Annotated in this window: 21 protein-coding genes; 19 read left to right on the top strand and 2 right to left on the bottom strand. The window is 46.0% G+C overall.

The genetic code is table 11. From position 1 onward, the window contains the following. Positions 1–7 precede the first annotated feature (7 nt). The 19 genes from AB4Z29_RS00340 to AB4Z29_RS00250 are packed head-to-tail and all read left to right on the top strand — an operon-like array spanning position 8 to position 15,265. The gene (locus AB4Z29_RS00340) at positions 8–214 is read left to right on the top strand and encodes a hypothetical protein (protein ID WP_441941193.1); all 207 of its coding nucleotides are present in this window, start codon (positions 8–10) and stop codon (positions 212–214) included. Further along, positions 214–510: a hypothetical protein gene (locus AB4Z29_RS00335; RefSeq protein WP_441941192.1), complete on the top strand. Its 297-nt coding sequence runs from the start codon at positions 214–216 to the stop codon at positions 508–510. The genes AB4Z29_RS00340 and AB4Z29_RS00335 overlap by 1 nt, the downstream gene beginning before the upstream one ends. 8 nt (positions 511–518) lie before the next feature. After that, a complete protein-coding gene (locus tag AB4Z29_RS00330) occupies positions 519–884 on the top strand; it encodes a hypothetical protein (protein WP_441941191.1) in 366 nt (121 codons plus the stop codon). Further along, entirely contained in the window at positions 884–1,210 is a 327-nt protein-coding gene (locus AB4Z29_RS00325; RefSeq protein ID WP_441941190.1) for a hypothetical protein, read from the top strand. The genes AB4Z29_RS00330 and AB4Z29_RS00325 overlap by 1 nt, the downstream gene beginning before the upstream one ends. Continuing rightward, complete coding sequence (locus AB4Z29_RS00320; protein WP_441941189.1) at positions 1,210–1,608, top strand: hypothetical protein; 399 nt, start codon at positions 1,210–1,212, stop codon at positions 1,606–1,608. Before AB4Z29_RS00325 ends, AB4Z29_RS00320 begins: the two co-directional genes overlap by 1 nt. After that, a complete protein-coding gene (locus AB4Z29_RS00315) occupies positions 1,605–1,994 on the top strand; it encodes a phage tail terminator protein (RefSeq protein WP_441941188.1) in 390 nt (129 codons plus the stop codon). The genes AB4Z29_RS00320 and AB4Z29_RS00315 overlap by 4 nt, the downstream gene beginning before the upstream one ends. A gap of 9 nt (positions 1,995–2,003) precedes the next feature. After that, complete coding sequence (locus AB4Z29_RS00310; RefSeq protein WP_441941187.1) at positions 2,004–2,450, top strand: phage tail tube protein; 447 nt, start codon at positions 2,004–2,006, stop codon at positions 2,448–2,450. A 13-nt stretch (positions 2,451–2,463) separates the two neighbouring features. Next, on the top strand, positions 2,464–2,778 hold the full coding sequence (locus tag AB4Z29_RS00305) for a hypothetical protein (protein ID WP_441941186.1): 315 nt from the start codon (positions 2,464–2,466) through the stop codon (positions 2,776–2,778). Further along, on the top strand, positions 2,732–3,112 hold the full coding sequence (locus AB4Z29_RS00300) for a Gp15 family bacteriophage protein (RefSeq protein WP_441941185.1): 381 nt from the start codon (positions 2,732–2,734) through the stop codon (positions 3,110–3,112). Before AB4Z29_RS00305 ends, AB4Z29_RS00300 begins: the two co-directional genes overlap by 47 nt. After that, entirely contained in the window at positions 3,113–5,965 is a 2,853-nt protein-coding gene (locus AB4Z29_RS00295) for a phage tail protein (protein ID WP_441941184.1), read from the top strand. A 12-nt stretch (positions 5,966–5,977) separates the two neighbouring features. Next, positions 5,978–6,337, top strand: coding sequence for a DUF6711 family protein (locus AB4Z29_RS00290; RefSeq protein WP_441941183.1), 360 nt, complete (start codon positions 5,978–5,980; stop codon positions 6,335–6,337). Between the two features lie 2 nt (positions 6,338–6,339). Further along, positions 6,340–8,385 (top strand): hypothetical protein, encoded by a 2,046-nt coding sequence (locus AB4Z29_RS00285; RefSeq protein ID WP_441941182.1) that lies wholly within the window; start codon positions 6,340–6,342, stop codon positions 8,383–8,385. 42 nt (positions 8,386–8,427) lie between these two features. Continuing rightward, on the top strand, positions 8,428–8,922 hold the full coding sequence (locus tag AB4Z29_RS00280; RefSeq protein WP_441941181.1) for a hypothetical protein: 495 nt from the start codon (positions 8,428–8,430) through the stop codon (positions 8,920–8,922). A 51-nt stretch (positions 8,923–8,973) separates the two neighbouring features. After that, entirely contained in the window at positions 8,974–9,162 is a 189-nt protein-coding gene (locus AB4Z29_RS00275; RefSeq protein WP_441941180.1) for a hypothetical protein, read from the top strand. Next, complete coding sequence (locus tag AB4Z29_RS00270; protein ID WP_441941179.1) at positions 9,155–13,489, top strand: hypothetical protein; 4,335 nt, start codon at positions 9,155–9,157, stop codon at positions 13,487–13,489. The genes AB4Z29_RS00275 and AB4Z29_RS00270 overlap by 8 nt, the downstream gene beginning before the upstream one ends. A gap of 11 nt (positions 13,490–13,500) precedes the next feature. After that, positions 13,501–13,845, top strand: coding sequence for a hypothetical protein (locus tag AB4Z29_RS00265; protein WP_441941178.1), 345 nt, complete (start codon positions 13,501–13,503; stop codon positions 13,843–13,845). Next, positions 13,838–13,966, top strand: coding sequence for an XkdX family protein (locus tag AB4Z29_RS00260; protein ID WP_441941177.1), 129 nt, complete (start codon positions 13,838–13,840; stop codon positions 13,964–13,966). The genes AB4Z29_RS00265 and AB4Z29_RS00260 overlap by 8 nt, the downstream gene beginning before the upstream one ends. Before the next feature lie 44 nt (positions 13,967–14,010). Beyond that, a complete protein-coding gene (locus tag AB4Z29_RS00255; RefSeq protein ID WP_441941176.1) occupies positions 14,011–14,514 on the top strand; it encodes a phage holin family protein in 504 nt (167 codons plus the stop codon). Further along, complete coding sequence (locus AB4Z29_RS00250) at positions 14,504–15,265, top strand: peptidoglycan recognition protein family protein (protein ID WP_441941175.1); 762 nt, start codon at positions 14,504–14,506, stop codon at positions 15,263–15,265. Before AB4Z29_RS00255 ends, AB4Z29_RS00250 begins: the two co-directional genes overlap by 11 nt. A gap of 70 nt (positions 15,266–15,335) precedes the next feature. Here the strand turns inward: AB4Z29_RS00250 and AB4Z29_RS00245 are convergent, their stop codons facing one another. Beyond that, positions 15,336–17,018: an ORC-CDC6 family AAA ATPase gene (locus AB4Z29_RS00245; protein WP_441941174.1), complete on the bottom strand. Its 1,683-nt coding sequence runs from the start codon at positions 17,016–17,018 to the stop codon at positions 15,336–15,338. Between the two features lie 263 nt (positions 17,019–17,281). Further along, a complete protein-coding gene (locus AB4Z29_RS00240; RefSeq protein ID WP_441941173.1) occupies positions 17,282–17,473 on the bottom strand; it encodes a hypothetical protein in 192 nt (63 codons plus the stop codon). Positions 17,474–17,498 lie beyond the last annotated feature (25 nt).

The following is a 17,498-nucleotide window of genomic DNA, read 5'->3' as shown; positions in this document are numbered from 1 at the left end:
CTAATCAATGGAGTATAAAGACGATCTGCCAAAAGGCTATGTCAACGGCTACTACGTCGGTATTAAGCAAGGTAGCCCAACACAGGACGTACTGGAAGCTCAGGGAGACGGGCATTCTGTGCAACGGAATACCGTACGAATTGGTACCGTCACGCCGGATGCACTGGAACCGAATTATCCAGAGCCAGTGGATGAAGAGGAGGGCGGTAGCTAATGGCACAAGTCATTGCACCAAACAGAGAATACACAGGCTTGTCGGCAGGCGTCATGTTTATGAATGGCGTTGGCCAGACAGACGATCCTCACTTGCTGGAGTGGTTTGCTGAAAAAGGCTACGAGGTTGAACAGGTAGCCCAAGAAGAGGACAAGGCTGCAGAAACTGCTAAGAAAGAAGCGGAGAAGCAGCTTAAGGCACTCCGAAAGAAGGCCACAGAGCTAGGCATTGAAGGTGTAGCCGATAAGGATGCCAATACTCTCACAGCGGAAATTACTGCTGCTGAGCAGAATTAGGTGATTGTATGGCCTACGCATCCCCAGAGAATTATGCGCAATATGGTGATGGGCAGATACCGGGCGAGGAGCTTGAGCAAGAGCTGCAGCTAGCATCTGATCAAATCGACAGCCTGACCTATAACCGCATCGTTGGACGCGGAATGGTCGGGCTGTCTACTTTTCAACAGCTTAATGTAATCAAAGCGGTTTGTCAGCAGGCATCATTTATGTACCAGTATGGGGATTATGTGACGATGCCGCTTGCTGGATACTCTGCCGGCAGCGTGTCGTTGTCATTTAAGGCTGTTGAGGGTGCAGGCGGCGTCCAAACCACAGAGGCTGTAACAAGTCTGCTGCGGGCTACAGGGCTGACCAATAGGGGGTTATGCTGATGCGCGGCAAATTACCGTTTCCGACGTGGATCCTTAACACCCCAATTAAAGTCTATCAAACCGAATTAAGCGAGGATCAGGGGCCTGTCGAGGAGTTAATCTTCGATGGGCTTTGCTGTTATGACGAGAAGATGCGCCAGACACTGGATAAGGAGCGCCGTCTGGTGACGCTCTCTGGCAAGGTGATCATTCAGGGTGACATTAACCCAGATAAGTTGATAGAGGGTTATGTCGTCGTTGGCGGAGCACAGCGCTCCATTTTCAGGTCAGCTCGCCCTCATAATCCAGACGGCAGCATTTTCTCCACCGAACTGGAGTTGAACTGATGGGCAAAGTTAAGGCACGCGGAAAGATGGACCCTAGAGCGGTCAAGCAGATTAAAGATGCAGCAGTAAAAGCGTTAGAACAAACCTTAGACGCATCAAAGGATAGTATCTTGGGTGATATCATGGCTGCCGAGGTCGTGCCTAAGCAAACAGGCGAGCTGGAGCGAAGCGTATTTATTGACGAGTCGCAAAGTAAAAAAGGCAAAGTGACGCTGATCTATGATACGCCGTATGCGCGCAGGCTTTACTTTCATCCCGAATACAATTTCCGCCGGGATAAGAACCGAAATGCACAGGGACTGTGGCTTGAAGCGTGGGCGAACGGCAAAAAGGATAATGTCGTTAAGAAGGTATTTAGAGATCTTTGGAAACGATTTGCAGGGGGCTTGATACGATGATGACACTGGCACAGGTGAAGGACTGGCTCAAGACGCAAGTCGATTGCCCAAGCTGGTACATCGGCAAGCTGGACGGTAAGAAGCCGCAGTGCATCGGCGTGTACAACCTTAACGGCGGCGGTAAGCCAGTTATTGCGCTTGGTGGTCTGGAGCAAACGAGTTATGCGATTAAGGGTGTATCTATTTTGGTGCACTGGGGCAAAAATCCTGACGCAGCAGAGCAGAAGGCACAGGAGGTCTTTAGTGTGATGTTTGGCCAGATGGCTGAGATCAATGGACGCCGAGCTATATTCGATATGAGAACGCCCGAGCCGGTTAACGTTGGCACGGATGATGAAGGGATTTACGAATACGTGATCGAAGTCACGATTTATTACGAGAGGTAGGGGAATTAGATGGCAGAAACAGGCGTTTTTCCGGTTCATAATAACATTTTTAAAATCGGTACTGCTGGTCGCGCATCGACAGCAACGGAAATGCTACCCGTCAAGGACTTGGAGAATTTCTCTATTAGCATCGATGGCAACACGGAAGAATGGTCGCCGATGGACCAAGGCGGATGGACGCGCCGGGCAGTAACAGGCAAGGGTATGACGATCAGCTTCACAGGAAAGCGAAATTACGGTGATCCCGGCAATGACTACATTGCAGGCTTGATGATCGGTACCGGTCAGGATGTGGAAACAAAGTTTGAGTGGACAATGCCTAGTGGTGCGAAGCTGGTTATGGATTGTGTTATCAACCTGACAGCTCCAGCAGGCGGCGACAGCACGAATATTGACGGATTGGAATTTGAACTATTGAGTGACGGCAAGCCGACATATACGCCGGCTGCGCCATAAGGGGGGATAACACATGTCAAAGGTAATCAATCTATCAGGCAAGTTTAGTAAGGCTCAGCCAGCTATTCAAATCGATAAAAAAGAATATCCGATCGACAACGGTATTCAGGCAGTCCTCGCATTCCAAGAGGCAGCTGACAAAGGTCTTCAGGGGATGCTCGATGCGCTTAAGGGTGCGTTGGGGGCTGAAGCATTCGACGAGATTGGCGTTATGACGTTCAGTTTAGAAAATGTCAAAATCCTGTCAACGGGGATTCTTGCGGCTCAGTCCGGAATCTCTTATGACGAGGCAGCTGCGCGATTTCAACGGGCAGAGTCAACCAAATAGTTGGTATGACCTGCACGACGATTGGCCTTTAATTGAAGCGAGCCTAGCCGCGCAGTACGGCATCCGTATCCGGCAGCATGCAGATATGTCTTGGGACGAGTTTTGCGCACTGCTGTCCGGTCTGATGCCTGACACGCCGCTCGGCAGTATTGTGGCTATACGAGCAGAAACGGATGCCAAGGTACGGCGAGGCTGGAGTGCTGACCAGCGGCGCATTTATAGTGATTGGCGCAAGCGAAGCGCGGAGAACAAGTTAGATGATCCAGATGCATTGGTAGATGGGATGAAGAGAATGGAAGCCGAAATGGCTCGGCTATTTGGAGGTGGCGGATAGATGCCAGGAGCAGCAGGCAGGATTGATTTAGATTTAGGGTTGAACCTCGGTGAGTTTAACCGTCAGCTCTCCGGAATAGCTGGGCAAGCCTCGAACCAAGTTGCGAAGGCTTTTATCGGCATTGGTGGGATCATTGCAGCAGCTTTTGCGGTTAATGGTTTGATTGATTTTGGTAATCAAGCAATCAAGTTAGCATCCGACCTGCAGGAAGTTCAGAACGTTGTTGACGTGACATTTGGGGCTATGGCGGCAGATGTGAATGCTTTTGCTAATTCTGCTCTGGAGTCATACGGTTTATCGGAGTTATCGGCTAAACGTTATACCTCTGTTATGGGGGCTATGCTCAAATCATCGGGGCTTACGGGGTCAGTTGTGCGGGATCTATCCATAGATATAACAAAGCTGGCTGCGGATATGGCTTCATTCTACAACTTGTCCACGGATGATGCTTTTGATAAGATCCGATCGGGAATCGCAGGTGAGACTGAACCACTAATGGCGCTCGGTGTTAACATGAACGTGGCCAACATGGAAGCCTATGCCTTATCGCAAGGCATTACCAAGGCTTGGACGGCCATGTCTCAAGCAGAGCAAGTGCTGCTGCGCTATAACTACCTATTGAGTGCTACAGGCGATGCTCAAGGTGACTTTGCACGTAATGGTGACAGCTGGGCTAACCAAATTCGGGTCATGACAGAGCAGTGGAAAATATTTCAGGGTACCATGGGCGCAGGTTTTATCAACATCCTAACGCCTGTCGTTAAGGGGCTTAATTGGCTTATTGCTAAGCTGCAAATAGCCGCGGCATACTTTAAAGCATTCACGGAGCTTGTGTTTGGTGAAGCGACTGCTGGAGGCATGGGGGCTGTGACAACAGCAACAGAGGCGGCAGCGTCAGGTGTAGGCGACATGGGGGCGGCGGCAACAGGAGCCGGCAAGGATGTGAAAAAGGCTGGCAAAGCGATTAAAGGATCGCTTGGTGGCTTTGACCAACTCAATACCATATCCCAAGGCGCAGCGAAGGCACTGGACGATGCTGCAGGCTCCGCAGTCGACATGTTCGAGGGAATGGGAGCAACCGGCATGGATATGGGTAGCATTTCAACTCCTGATATCGATGTCGATCCAATCAAAGCGAAGGTTCAAGGTTTTATAAATGATATTAAATCCATGTTCAGCGGTGCAGGCTGGAATATTAATCCGCTTAAAAAGTCGCTGCAAGGGCTGGGCGATGCGCTAAAGCCGTTTGCTCAAGGTGTAGGTGTAGGCCTTAAATGGTTTTACTCAGAGGTTCTTGTACCGCTCGGAAAATGGACGATTACCGAAGCATTGCCTGCATTCATCGACGTGTTAAGCGGCGGTATCCGCGTGCTGACGGAAGTCATTACCGCGTTCATGCCATATGGCGTCTGGTTGTTTGATAACGTCCTGCAGCCACTGGCAGCTTGGTCAGGAGGCCTGATCGTTTCCACGCTACAACTCATTGCACAGGGGCTGAGCGGGCTGTCTAACTGGATCATGAACAATCAGGAGACGTTCGTAAAAGGTGCCCTGTTCATTGCGAGTTTCTTCGTAGCGTTCAAGGTGGCAGGTTTGATATTGGCGATTGCTCCCATTATTTCCGGTATTGCATCGCTGGTATCAACGATCGGTGCCTTCATCGCCTCTGGTGCTGCTGTACCGTTTCTGCTCTATGCCATATCGACAGCATTCGCTGCGGTCACCTCGCCTATTGTATTAATAACGGCGGGGCTGGGACTGTTGATTTATAGCTTTATCGATTTGTATTCAGAAAGCGAGAGTTTCCGAGAGGCGCTTGTAGACCTGGGCAATACTTGGCTTGACGCGCTGCAACCAATGGCCAACTTTGTTAAGACGGTCTTGGTAGATGCCTGGAACAAGATACTGAAGCCGGTTATTGATTTTTTCATTAAAACGTTGATCCCTAACCTGATCAGCATATTTAAGCAGCTCTGGCAAGACGTGCTTATTCCCTTGGGTAAATTCATTGGCACGGTATTAAAGCCGGTGTTTCAAATCCTAGCTGACCTGCTAATGATGATTTGGAAGAATGTTGTACTGCCGCTTGCCGATGCTATAGGAAGCGTGCTGGCAGAAGCGTGGAACGGCATCTATGCAATCCTCACCAAGACCGTTATACCGATAATCAAGGATGTTATAACGGTACTGCAATTCCTTTGGGAGAAGGTAATCAACCCAATCATATCCGTCTTGTGGGAAAAGCTGAAGCCTACGTTTAATACGGTGTTTGAAGGTATCGGGATAGTCATAGATGGGCTTAAGACTACGCTAGTAGGGATCATCAAGTTTATAACTGGAGTGTTTACCGGTGACTGGGGTAAAGCCTGGGAAGGTGTTAAGGGAATATTTAAAGGTGTATTTGATTCGCTCTATGGGATTGTGAAAACGCCGTTGAATCTGATTATTGACGCAATCAACGAAATGATATCCGGATTGAACGATTTTAAAATTGATGTACCAGATTGGGTACCGGGTGATTTAGGTGGTAAGAGTTTTGGAATGAAGGTGCCCAAAATTCCGCGCCTGGCCAAAGGCGGTCTGGCCTACGGTCCAACACTGGCGATGGTGGGCGATAACAAAGGAGCCTCTGTCGATCCTGAAGTAGTCAGCCCGTTGTCAAAGCTTCAGGACATGCTTGGGGGTAATCAGCAGCCGGTTGTGGCGGTACTAGAGCAGATCCTGCGCGCATTAAAGGATAGTAATGCTAGACCTGCTGTGTTGCAGGTTGGGGAAGCAGAGCTCGGTCGGACAGCGGCGCGGGCTATTAATGTTGCTAACCAACAAGCAGGCGGTGGCTTATTACAGATATAAGGAGGGCTGATATTGGAGCTCAAGGTTAACGGAGCGCTCATTGCAGCGTATCCTTCTAAATTTTCGGTTACGACGATGGACTTGGATGATGGCGACTCGACCACTCGAACAGCGGACGGTACTCTTAATCGGGACCGTATCGCTGTCAAGCGGCAGATTGATATGGAGTGGGGCGTGCTCACTTGGGTCCAAATCTCTGCGCTGCTGAAGTCTATGAACAATGTGTTTTTTGAATTGTATTATCCCGATCCGCAAATCGGCACATACACGACAAAAACGTTTTATGTCGGGAACAGGCCAGCACCGTTTTCCGTTGCTCAGGGCGATCAGGTACTGTGGTCAGGGCTTAAAGTTACCCTGACGGAGCAATAGCCATGTATCCGATATCTGAGGTGTTTTTAGACCAGTTGCGGCGTAGGGATCGGGACTTTCAAATTTACGCAGACATTGACGGCGTGACTTACAATCATGCTCAAATCGTAGATTTCCAAATAGAAAACAGCATACGTGCCGGCGAAGAATTCCAACTCGGTACAAAAGTGCTCGGTATGCTGACGATCACCTTGCGGACACAAAATGTTATCTCTGGAAATGCTCGGATTAGACTGTACCTCTCCCAGTCGCTATCCTCTTTAACTTGGGATCAAGCTGTGTATCCGTGGCAAGGTATGAATGTTACTTGGCTTGGTGATCAATCAGGCATGCCGCTTGGCGAGTTTTACGTCGATAGTCGTAAGCAGGTTAATGATGTTTGGGTGTTTACGTGCTACGACAGGCTCGTATGGGCTGACACGCCTTACATTAGCGCATTAAGTTACCCGACATCGCAACAAGCTGTTTGGGACGAGATATGCAGCATGTTGGGTTACACCTACGATAGCAGCGTACAAATTAATCCGTCCTATCAGATAAAAGCAGGGCCAGCTGGCTTTAGCATGCGGCAGGTGCTGGGGTATATCGCCTCGGCCAATAGCGCATGCGTGTTTGTTGGCAAAGATGGAACGATCAAATTTCGACGATTCGCGGTTGCTGACAATCCTGTCTGGTCAATGACTGGAGCTGACTATGTACGGATAAAGCAGCTTAATCCGATCAAGACATACACACGATTTGTAGTGACATATGACGAGGAGGATAAGCTGACCTACGAAGCAGGAAGCGGTGACGAGAACCACACGCTGCATGTAACCAATCCGTTTATGACGCAGACCATGACAAATGCGCTGTATGCGAGGTTAAATGGCTTTAGCTATATGCCAGTCGACATGGACGCCCGAGGCTATCCGCAATTGGAGCCCGGTGATAGGCTCGGTATTGAGCGTTATGAAGGCGGAACATGGCTGGATACGCAGTCACCTTGGCAGGACACTCATTTGCCGTGGGACGGAGTGGCAAAATACCAAACTATTATTATGCATCAGGTGTTCAGCTATCGCGGCGGGCTCAAGATGCGTATAGAGAGTCCGTCCAAATCTGAGCAGAAAAGTGAATTTGTCATGAAAGGCCCATTGACGCAACAAATTGACCGTATAAACAAAGATTCGGTTAAATACGACAAAGCCTATTATGGCGTTTCACACAGTCGAACTGATGGCATCGTCGTCCAGCGTGAGGATGGCAAAAGTAAGCTGACACTTAACTCTGATGTCATGGACTGGCAGGTAAACGGTAGCAGCGCCTTGCATTATGATGCACAAGCTAATCGGTTAAAGTTCACTGGGACGTTGGAAGGCGTTGATGGAGTGTTTTCCGGATTGCTTCAAGCTGCTACAGGTACATTCAAAGGAGAGTTACAGGCAGCAAGCGGTACATTTGCAGGCTCTTTACAAGCCGCGTCGGGTACGTTTACTGGTCAGCTTGTGGCGGCGAGCGRCAGCTTCAGTGGTGCAATTACGGCTTCTTCATTTGTAGGAGGTACAGTGACAGGATCCTTGATTCAGACAAAGCCTGCCGGGCAGTATCCGCGAGCTGAGATGAGTAATACAGGGGATTTCTTTCGGGCGTTACTATCAGCAAACGTGTATTCAGAAATTACTTCAAGTTTATTCGGATCACCTGCGCTCCACTCAACGGATGGAACAGTAAATGGAATAATATTTGCTTCAAGTCTGTTCGGGACTGAGTATTCTATTCAATCTTCTCATGATATAGGGTTTAGGCCTGGATCGGGGAATGCTGTCACAATTCCAAGCTGGTCTCAATTGTACAGTAGGGGGGACAGTCAGAGCCTTGCGGCAGCACTTAATAACCTATCAATAATAATTGCTGGTAAAGCAACGAAGGGTTCTTCCACAAGTTCGGCTGGTGCTGCTTCGCTTAACGGAGGCATTCCTGTAGGAACAGTATTAGCAACTGCAGGCGGTGGTTCCGTTACATGGGGAGGGATTAATGTCCCATCTCATTCCCACTCTCAAAACTAGATGGTATACTAGACAAAAAATACCATCGCGGAGGGTTTAGACATGAAAAAGATAGGATATATTGCAATTGGGATCATGATAGGTTCAGTTTTAACGTTCGGAGTGGGGGCAGCTGCTGATTCTATTAGTCTTGTAGGAAAAAAGATAAGTGGTGAAACAGATGTGCTAGTTAACGGTGTGAAGCTTGGCACGGCGATCATTGTCAACGGATCGAGTTATGCGCCAGTGCGTGTGATCGGAGAGGCTGCGGGGTTCGAAGTTGGGTTTGTTAATAAAAAGGTCGTTCTCGGCGCACCTAAAGGAGAGGTTACTAATCCCGTGGAAACACAAACCGACACGAAAAAGGAAAGAATCGCAGAAATTAAAAAAAGAGGCGCAGCAATCGATGATAGGAATAGTGAAATTATAATGATTGGGTTTAGCCAAGCAGATACTTTAACGGAACAACAAAAGGAAGCCTACAAACTAGAAATTGAATCTCTTAAAATAGAAGCAGACGAATTGAAAAAGGAACTAGCTGAGCTAGAAAAACAATAACCAACAAGAGTCGTCCAATGGGCGGCTCTTTTACTTTGAAGGAGGCTTAATATGGCACAAGTGCAGCACGTATTAAACATTGCGATCGATCCGTTAAAGCCCGTAACAGAGATTTGTGCAGTTATACAGGCCATTGTGCCTTATCACCAGGGGCAGGAGGAGGCAATCCTGCTTGGTGTGCATGAGGCTTGTGAAGCACGTCTGAATCAACTACGGAAAGGAGTTGAAAAGCATGGCTAACCGTTATACGAATTTGCAAGGTAATCAACGTATAAGCGATTCCTACACCGAGATCAATGAGGGATTTGACGGTGTACAAGGTGACCTGGACACACACACTGGCGCAAATGCTGCCCATGGATCTACATCAGCAGCGGCGGCCAGCCGCATTATGCAACGAGATGCGTCGGGACGGGCGAAGGTTGCGGCTCCAGCTGCGTCGGACGATATTGCCCGTAAGGCTGAGGTTGACTCTGCGATAACTACTGCAGCCACTGATGCGACCACAAAGACGAATGCGGTGCAGAGCAATCTGACGACACACAGCGGTAATGCCGCCATCCACACTACGCAAGCCGAAAAGGACAAGCTTGCAGGTATTGCTACTGGAGCTGGTGGAGCTGGATCGGCAACCGATACCGTAGTCGGTACTCGCACGGCTGATCCAAACACAGCTACTGCATACGGACTGACCGGCACAGTGACTCAAATATGGAGCTGGATCGCCAAATATTTCAAAGCGATTACCGGTAAGGCGAATCCATTTGATACGCCAGACATTACTCTGGCGGCTACCAAGTCACATGTAGATGATAATGTACGCCACCTTACAGCTGAGGAGCGCACTGCATGGAATAACAAAGTGGATAAAGTGTCAGGAAAGCAGCTTTCAACTGAAGATTACACAGCAGCTGAAAGAAGCAAGCTTAATGGAGTTGCTACCGGAGCAGAAGTAAACCAGAACGCTTTTGCCAAGGTCAATAACATAGAAGCGACTGGGAAAACAGATACGCTTACGTTGACTGGTGGTATCGGCATCACAGTTACGACTAATCCAGGTACAAAGACTGCGACGATTACAGCTACTGGGACAACAACGCCAGGTGCACACGGAAGCAGCCATAATGAGGGAGGGTCTGATTCGATTCCTGAGCTTATAACGGCTAAAGCGGACATTGCGGCTCTAAAGGCAGCACAGTCTGAGGCTTCCACAATACCTGCCACTATAAAAAGGGGTCTTAACGTAGTTAATACCACACAAGCTTCGCCAGCTGAGTTTAAGGTGCTGGGTTGTACACTTGTTAACTTATTGGGGAAAGACGGGGGATGCGAGAGCTTAACACCGTTTGCGTTATCTGGTTCAGTCGAATTGAATTCAACACAGAAACGCAGCGGGAACAGTTCGATTAAAATTAATAGTTCAAACTCCATAGCGAATATACAAAAAGACTATCCTTTTAGGCTTGACGCCACAAAATGTTATGTGTTTGGTATGTGGGTCTATGTAGAGTCGTGGACTAACGGCGCTCTCAATTTAACAATTCGAGATTTTGCAACTACTAATGTGAGATATCAGGCTAACTTCAATACAAGTGTTATTGGATCATGGCAATTTGTTTATGGAAAGATCCCAATCGCAAATACGGTTGTAGGTGAAGGATTTAGGATGCGAGTCGGAGTTGCTTCCGCCGCTACTAACGTGTATTACGCAGATGAAATCTTTCTTTATGAAGTAACCGCAGCGGATTACGCAAAAATTGACATTGATCTTGAATATACAGGAGATAAGCTTGCTGAGAAATTTCCATATGTTGATAGTGTAAAACACTTGCAAGGTGCAGCAGTCCGTAAGATCGGGAAGAATATGCTGGCTGGTATTCCTGATATAGTTCACTCGAACGCCGTTGTGAATGCACCTTATCAATTAACACTTACGGGAACTGGTGGTTCTGATTTATCAACAAAAGTAATGGGGAGTACTTCGTACAGACTATCTTTAAACGTGGGTACTTCATTGAGAAGAGTCTGGATTCAGCAATTTGATAATTTTGGAACGAAAACCGTATCTTCAGATATACCGATTCTTGACACGGCAAGCTTTGTTAATTTCACAACGCATGCTAATACAACGAATTTAAAGATTATTTTTACTAGCAACGGCGCAGGAACTTTCTTATTTAGCGACTGGCAACTTGAAATAGGCAGCGTTGCAACGCCTTTCACGACACGCAATGACGATTACGTTAATTTCCCGATGCTTGCCAGTAACATTGATCGTTCCATAGCTGACAGCTACGATACAGCCACTGGACGAACATTTCGACGTTGGAAAACGGGTGTATTATTGAATGGTTCGTTGGCGTGGATTATAGGAACTGTTTATACAGGGTATAAGTCGGTTTATTTCTTGCATTCGGTCCTTCCAGGCGTTTCGCCAAACTCTATAAATATTAACGTCGCCAAGCATAACGGTCAGATACTATTTCCTAGCTTGGGATTTTCGTCGGGTGATCAGGCGTATTTCGGGCCAGGGGGTTTCAATTTAGCGGTGTTCAACGCTGATAGTGGTTGGGGTGAGTCGTATGTTCCTTCAACGTCAGAAATCAAAGCATATTTTAACGGCTGGAGGATGAACGACGGGAATGTTGAAACTCCGTACAATGGTACCGGCACTAAAAGTTGGACACCAATAGTAACCCTAAATGCGAAATTCGTCGGCAAGATTACGTCAAGTACGGTTGCTAATCCTCACATTGTCAAGAGAACGCCAGGCGGTAACAGCGGCACGAACTCGTCTTTACTAGCGCCAAGCAATAGTAATTTTGTTGAGCTAAGTCAAGGACAGTATAACAGCATAATGACACTCAACGCCGCTGTTTTTGACTTACCGAACACAGGAAACGGAAACATTTCGCAAACGCTATTCTCGTTCGACCTTATCGAACATGTAATCCGCAATTACGGCGTCGGTGTATTCGGTTCTGCGGTATCGATTGCGGATCGTGTAGCGTGGTTGAAAGTGAATGTGACGAAGTTTATTTGTAGGTGGCACGGTTTCGGAAGTGTGCCTTCTGGAAACAAGGCGTATTTCACTGGATGGAGACAAAGTGTTTCGGCGTGGAATGCGTCACCGCAAACGCACACAAACGGTACTGTTGCCAGTTTGTCGTTCTCGACAAGTGACTTCACGACATATTCACCTGACGCAAACGGCTTCGTTCACTTCCTAGCCTACACAGACGCATCGAACGGAACGATCGCATCAACGATCAATACTGATTTTGTGGAGTTAGAAGTCGTTCTAAATGTAACCACGTTGCCAACGACAGGCTATGCAACACTGTCTTACACTCCTTATACTCTTGACTATGTTTTGTCGCAAGGCTTTGAGGAACCGTTTGAAGGAGACACAGGAGCCATTGCATTGCAGGCTGGTGGTAATCAATTGGAGTTGATAGAGGGGGTAATAGTTCGAGAGAAAGTTACACCGCGAGTTGGATCGGGTACAGCTTTCATTAATCGCATCCAATATACGGAATCTCTACTTAAAAACAGATCCGCTCAAATCATCCAGATTTATAAAAACGGAGATCCTGATAATAAGTGGACAAGAGTATACGACGCTGACGCATACGGTTTTGTTAGGGCATCCGTACCAACCACTGATTACGACCCAACAGCCGAATACACCGTAACCTATCAAGTTCTGGACAAGTACCTTTATTCATCAAACGTGATAGATACGACAGTCACGTACCAATCCACACTAGGTGGCGCTGTGTCTAAAAATACACAAGACATTGCAGATATCAAAACACAAAACGGTGTGCAGGATTGGAAGCTGCTGCTCGATGAGGCTTATGCTTTGAATACTCGTTACGATCTTAATGCGCATATCGGATCTCGAGGAACAGCTCACGGCGTAGCGACTATAACAGAAGCTGGCTTTTTTGATGTTCCAGATAAGGTGAAACTTGACGGTATCGCAACAGGCGCAGGCGGTGCAGGTTCGGCTACAGATATCGTAATCGGCATGCGTACGATTAACGATACAATCGTGGTCGGGACTACGGACACCGATACCCCTACTAACCTATTTTCGAAGATTGGCGCGATGATACGCGCGATTACGGGAAAGGCCGACTGGTTTACTCCGCCGACCAAATCGCTTGAAGCGCTGAATACAGATAAGGTCGATAAAGTTGCGGGTAAACAGTTGTCTACTGAAGACTATACCTCCGCCGATAAGACCAAGTTAGATGGACTTCCTAGTAGTATCGGATATGTGTTAGGTACCTACACTGGTGATGGAGCAGCATCGCGTGACATTGCTCTGCCTTTTTTAGCGAGCTATGTAATGGTATTTGCTAGAGCAGCAGCTCCAACCATTGAACAAGTGGCTAATCATATGGCATCAAGTAGTTATCAGGCTACGTCAATTGCAGGCGGCTCACCACTGACTGTTCCATTAAGTACGATGAAGTTTGTTGTGTCGTATAATGCAGGCTCAGGAGCTCCGAAAACGAACGAAAGTGGCAAGGTGTACTTTTATATTGCTTACAGATAAGGAGGTTCAATATGTTAGTGGTGCATAAGAACGGAAGCTATGAATCATCGGATTGGTTATCTGCCGAGACGTATCCTGACAGTCATTTTGTAGATACGAAAACGGACGAAGGCAAGGAGCTCGCTTCAAAAGTAGTTGAGTTGTATCCCTTTTATCAGTTAGTTGTTGAAGATGGTGTACTAATTGACGTAGAGCCTAGAGACAGAACGCCGGAAGAAATCGAGGCAGAGAACGCACCGTCGCCAAAGACAGCAGAGCAAATCCGAATTGAGCAACTGGAAGGTCAGTTAGCAGCTCAACAAGCCGTCATCGATGCGCTGGTTCTGGACGCACTAGGAGGTGGCAGGGATGTTTGATTCCATTAAACGCTTATGGGATGCTGGTAAAATGGACGAATCAGCACTACGTAGGGCAGTTGCTGCTAAGGGATGGATAACAGAGTCGCAATATAAAGAAATTTCAAATTTAAACTATTAAAGCTCCGCTTCGGCGGGGCTATTTATTTTGAGGAGGCGTTCAGCGTGAATAAGGATCATTTTATTTTTACAACAATCGGAGCTCTATTCGTACCAGTATTTGAGTTCATGTATGGGGTTGGTGAAGCGGTGTATACGTCTATGATTGCTCTATTGTTTTTTATCTTGATGGACTGGATCAGCGGTACGAGGGCTGCTAAAAAGGATATGAGCTACGGCAGCTCCTACGGGATCGACGGCGTGGCCCGTACTTTGTTCATGCTATTGCTTCCTGCAGGTGGTCATCTCTTAGACCTTGTGTTTAAGCTGCCTGGTATCCTGTTCGGTGCATTGACGGCGGGGCTACTGTACCACGTTATCCAGTCTATGGTCGCTAACTCAGTGCGAGCTGGCTGGGGCAACTGGCTGCCGCTTAATGTGCTTGAGGCTTTGCTGAAATGGGTTGGGTCAGAGCTCGATAAGAAAGTGCAAAGAGCGACGCAGCGCGGCGGCATAACGCCGGAGCTAACCGTTGTGTCAGCTGATGAGGTGACTAAGGATGCCAATTAAGTATGTAAAAGACCACATTCCTAAAGGGACGGCGTGCAATCGTCGTCCTGCACTGCTTATGTCTGCTACATCGATCACGATTCACAATACGGGCAATCCATCCAGTACAGCGAAAAACGAAAGGGCCTGGCTGACAAACATGACTAACAACCGAACTGCATCCTTTCATATTGTCGTTGATGAGCATGGTGCGATCGAGTGCCTGCCTATTAACGAGAATGGTTGGCATGCAGGTGACGGCAGCGGGACGGCGAGTGGTAATCGCACTTCAATCGGAATAGAACTGTGTGAGAGCGGTAACTATGCGAAGATATTGGACAATGCTGTCGAGCTTGTGGCTATCATGCTTAAGGAGAGAGGTTGGGGCGTGGATCGACTTCGTAGGCATTATGACTGGAGTGGAAAGATATGCCCACGCTTAATGCATGACGACGGAAAATGGACAGGTTGGACGGAGTTTAAAGCTAGAGTTGCATGTGTGCTGCAACCAATATTTAATCAGGAGGAACAATCGATGACAAATGTTGAACAAGTGGAATTTGATAAGCTGCAGAAACAGGTTAGGGGATTGGTCACGGAGTTGTCCAACGTTAAAAAGGAGCTGGTGAAACATACTAATCTTATGCCAACTCCAGTGTGGTTCGTTAAAGAATTTGGTTCTGTGGATTTAGATGGCAAGATACTAGATCCACGGCTTACTGAACAAGGCTGGCGAGGGCTCGCTATCGCTCAACGACTTATGAGTCAATAACAGAAATTTAAGAATTCAATAGACATGACCAAGTATAACGTTGGCTTGTCTATTGAATCCTATTCTTCAATTAAGAAGAGGGGTTATTTGGAATACTAAGTTTTTCCTTTGTAAGTATGACTCGTCTAATACTCCTTTTATCATCAAAAGGTACGATTCTTTCTTCACTAGAATGTGGTACTCCATCTTCGAACAGGATGAGTTCTTGTTGTGGTGACTCAGTATTTCTAGAAGATAATGAATTTTCTTGTATTAGGTCTTCCTCAAACACTAGTTTTAGTTCAGGTTGACTAGCAGTTCGCTTAAGGTGTACATAAGTGCCATAATCTACAGAATAAATATCAAATCTTACACCGCGTGTATCTTTATCTGAGTAACCTTTTTGCATTAAATGGATGACTCGGGCGTCAAAAAGTGATCTTATCATCTCATCTTTGCCGTACTGCTGCTCTAGCAAGAAGGAGCGTGCTTTTCTGTGTCCAATAACATCATCAACAATCTTTGTTAGTATATGATTTTGGTTTTCTGAAAGATTAGATTCTTTATCATTCAAAAACCATGTTCTTGCAGCTTGTTCTACAGTTTTTAAATCAATTTTGTCTGAGGAACTCCTTGAACTAAAGTATGAAAGATTGAAAATATGAATTAAATCCCTTGCAACTCCTTCGGCAGCCCTTACTATTTCAGAAAAAGTTTGTGTAGAAGTGAAAAATTTAGAAACAAAAACTTCCCAAGTTTTTATATCGTAATTATTTTGTAAGTAGTTTTCGGGCAATTGGGATGAGACATGGAAAAATAGAATTTTTCCAAATGCCATTTTGACTAGTTCAGGATTTTTGTCGTATACATAGTAGTCATCAAGATTAACATCAGCGGAGATATCTCCTCCCAATTCAAAGCCAGTAAAATTCCCACTTGTGTCTTTAATAAAGAATTTTGAGCGATATTCGAGAGCAGCGATCTTAATTACAAATCTGGGAAGGGGTAAAAAAGTTTTTTTAATAAACTCTGCAAAAAAAGGTTGTATTTCTGAATCAATTGTACTCCATTCATCTATTAGTAAATAGAACTTTGTGATTTTACAATTTTCAAGAATTTTCTTAACCTTACTTGATATATCTGGAATTACGAAATTATAATTTGGAATCGCAGTGATTGATGCACCAGTTTGTTTCCCTCGCTTTATCTCGTCTCTTCCACCTAAGGTAATTCCAATTTGTGTGAGATCAACAGATAAAGAACCTTCATCACTTTCTGTTGTTTCAATATGTTCTTGTCGATTAAATTGTACCTCTTGTTCTTTCAACATAATATTAGTTACAGTCTCAGCAAGCTTGTTCAATTCTTCAAAATCAACTACTACCTCATCTGGATTTAATCCACTTGCATGGTGTAATAAAGCATTGTGGACCTCGCCTAGCAAATCCTTGAATAGTCCGTAGCATCTTAGAGAAATAGATCTTGATTTATCTGTGAAGGAGTTTGTACTTCCTAAGGTACGTAAATCAATATAATGAACAATTATGTTTGTTTCTGGTTCTTTATTTGTTTGTAGAACTTTTAGTATATGTGTTTTTCCTGTGCCACGTCTTCCATAAATTATTTGATTTTCATTGTTGTCGATCTGGTCATATGCCCCAACATCATCTGTAAATGATTTTTTTAATAGTGCCACATCTTCTTGTCTCTCAGATCGCTTTACAATATTTGATATTGATTTAGATATCTCTCTGTCAGTCATTGGGGTAAGCATAAACACTTTCCTTTGTTGTTCTCCATCGGTTGGAGTATTTGCTCAAATTTGCGATTGTGACTATTTTACTATGGAATTTGTAAATTGGCGATATGTGTAAATTAAATTAGCTTGAAAATGTTAAATGTGGTACGAATAATTGTATGATAGGACTACTGGATAATCATGTTCGTGGTATATGGAAAAACTTACCTGATAAGCATTTATTTGAATTGAAAAAACCGCTTGCGAATTTATGGTTCGCTAAGCGGCTTTTACTTACTCTATTCACTTTTAAATCGCTTGGGTAAAATAGGCGTAATCTTAACGATTTCTTCATTCGGAATCACCCACACCTCGGAACCATTAGAAACTTTGACATGTGTACCCTCAGCGTCCTCAAGATAGCCCTCATGTGTTACCATTGTATCGAGTTCCAATACAACAACAAGCCCCAAATAATCATCTATCCGCATTATATCGCCCTCCTAGTTTAAAGAG

Source organism: Paenibacillus sp. 2TAB23 (assembly GCF_052115165.1).
In the GTDB taxonomy this organism is placed as follows: domain Bacteria; phylum Bacillota; class Bacilli; order Paenibacillales; family Paenibacillaceae; genus Pristimantibacillus.
Note: the sequence above shows the minus strand (reverse complement) of the source record. Positions and strands in the feature narration are given on the sequence as shown.

Coding starts and splice junctions, on each gene's coding strand:
- AB4Z29_RS00340 (WP_441941193.1), top strand. CDS start 8: ATGGAGTATAAAGACGATCTGCCAAAAGGCTATGTCAACGGCTACTAC.
- AB4Z29_RS00335 (WP_441941192.1), top strand. CDS start 214: ATGGCACAAGTCATTGCACCAAACAGAGAATACACAGGCTTGTCGGCA.
- AB4Z29_RS00330 (WP_441941191.1), top strand. CDS start 519: ATGGCCTACGCATCCCCAGAGAATTATGCGCAATATGGTGATGGGCAG.
- AB4Z29_RS00325 (WP_441941190.1), top strand. CDS start 884: ATGCGCGGCAAATTACCGTTTCCGACGTGGATCCTTAACACCCCAATT.
- AB4Z29_RS00320 (WP_441941189.1), top strand. CDS start 1,210: ATGGGCAAAGTTAAGGCACGCGGAAAGATGGACCCTAGAGCGGTCAAG.
- AB4Z29_RS00315 (WP_441941188.1), top strand. CDS start 1,605: ATGATGACACTGGCACAGGTGAAGGACTGGCTCAAGACGCAAGTCGAT.
- AB4Z29_RS00310 (WP_441941187.1), top strand. CDS start 2,004: ATGGCAGAAACAGGCGTTTTTCCGGTTCATAATAACATTTTTAAAATC.
- AB4Z29_RS00305 (WP_441941186.1), top strand. CDS start 2,464: ATGTCAAAGGTAATCAATCTATCAGGCAAGTTTAGTAAGGCTCAGCCA.
- AB4Z29_RS00300 (WP_441941185.1), top strand. CDS start 2,732: ATGACGAGGCAGCTGCGCGATTTCAACGGGCAGAGTCAACCAAATAGT.
- AB4Z29_RS00295 (WP_441941184.1), top strand. CDS start 3,113: ATGCCAGGAGCAGCAGGCAGGATTGATTTAGATTTAGGGTTGAACCTC.
- AB4Z29_RS00280 (WP_441941181.1), top strand. CDS start 8,428: ATGAAAAAGATAGGATATATTGCAATTGGGATCATGATAGGTTCAGTT.
- AB4Z29_RS00275 (WP_441941180.1), top strand. CDS start 8,974: ATGGCACAAGTGCAGCACGTATTAAACATTGCGATCGATCCGTTAAAG.
- AB4Z29_RS00270 (WP_441941179.1), top strand. CDS start 9,155: ATGGCTAACCGTTATACGAATTTGCAAGGTAATCAACGTATAAGCGAT.
- AB4Z29_RS00265 (WP_441941178.1), top strand. CDS start 13,501: ATGTTAGTGGTGCATAAGAACGGAAGCTATGAATCATCGGATTGGTTA.
- AB4Z29_RS00260 (WP_441941177.1), top strand. CDS start 13,838: ATGTTTGATTCCATTAAACGCTTATGGGATGCTGGTAAAATGGACGAA.
- AB4Z29_RS00250 (WP_441941175.1), top strand. CDS start 14,504: ATGCCAATTAAGTATGTAAAAGACCACATTCCTAAAGGGACGGCGTGC.
- AB4Z29_RS00245 (WP_441941174.1), bottom strand. CDS start 17,018: ATGCTTACCCCAATGACTGACAGAGAGATATCTAAATCAATATCAAAT.
- AB4Z29_RS00240 (WP_441941173.1), bottom strand. CDS start 17,473: ATGCGGATAGATGATTATTTGGGGCTTGTTGTTGTATTGGAACTCGAT.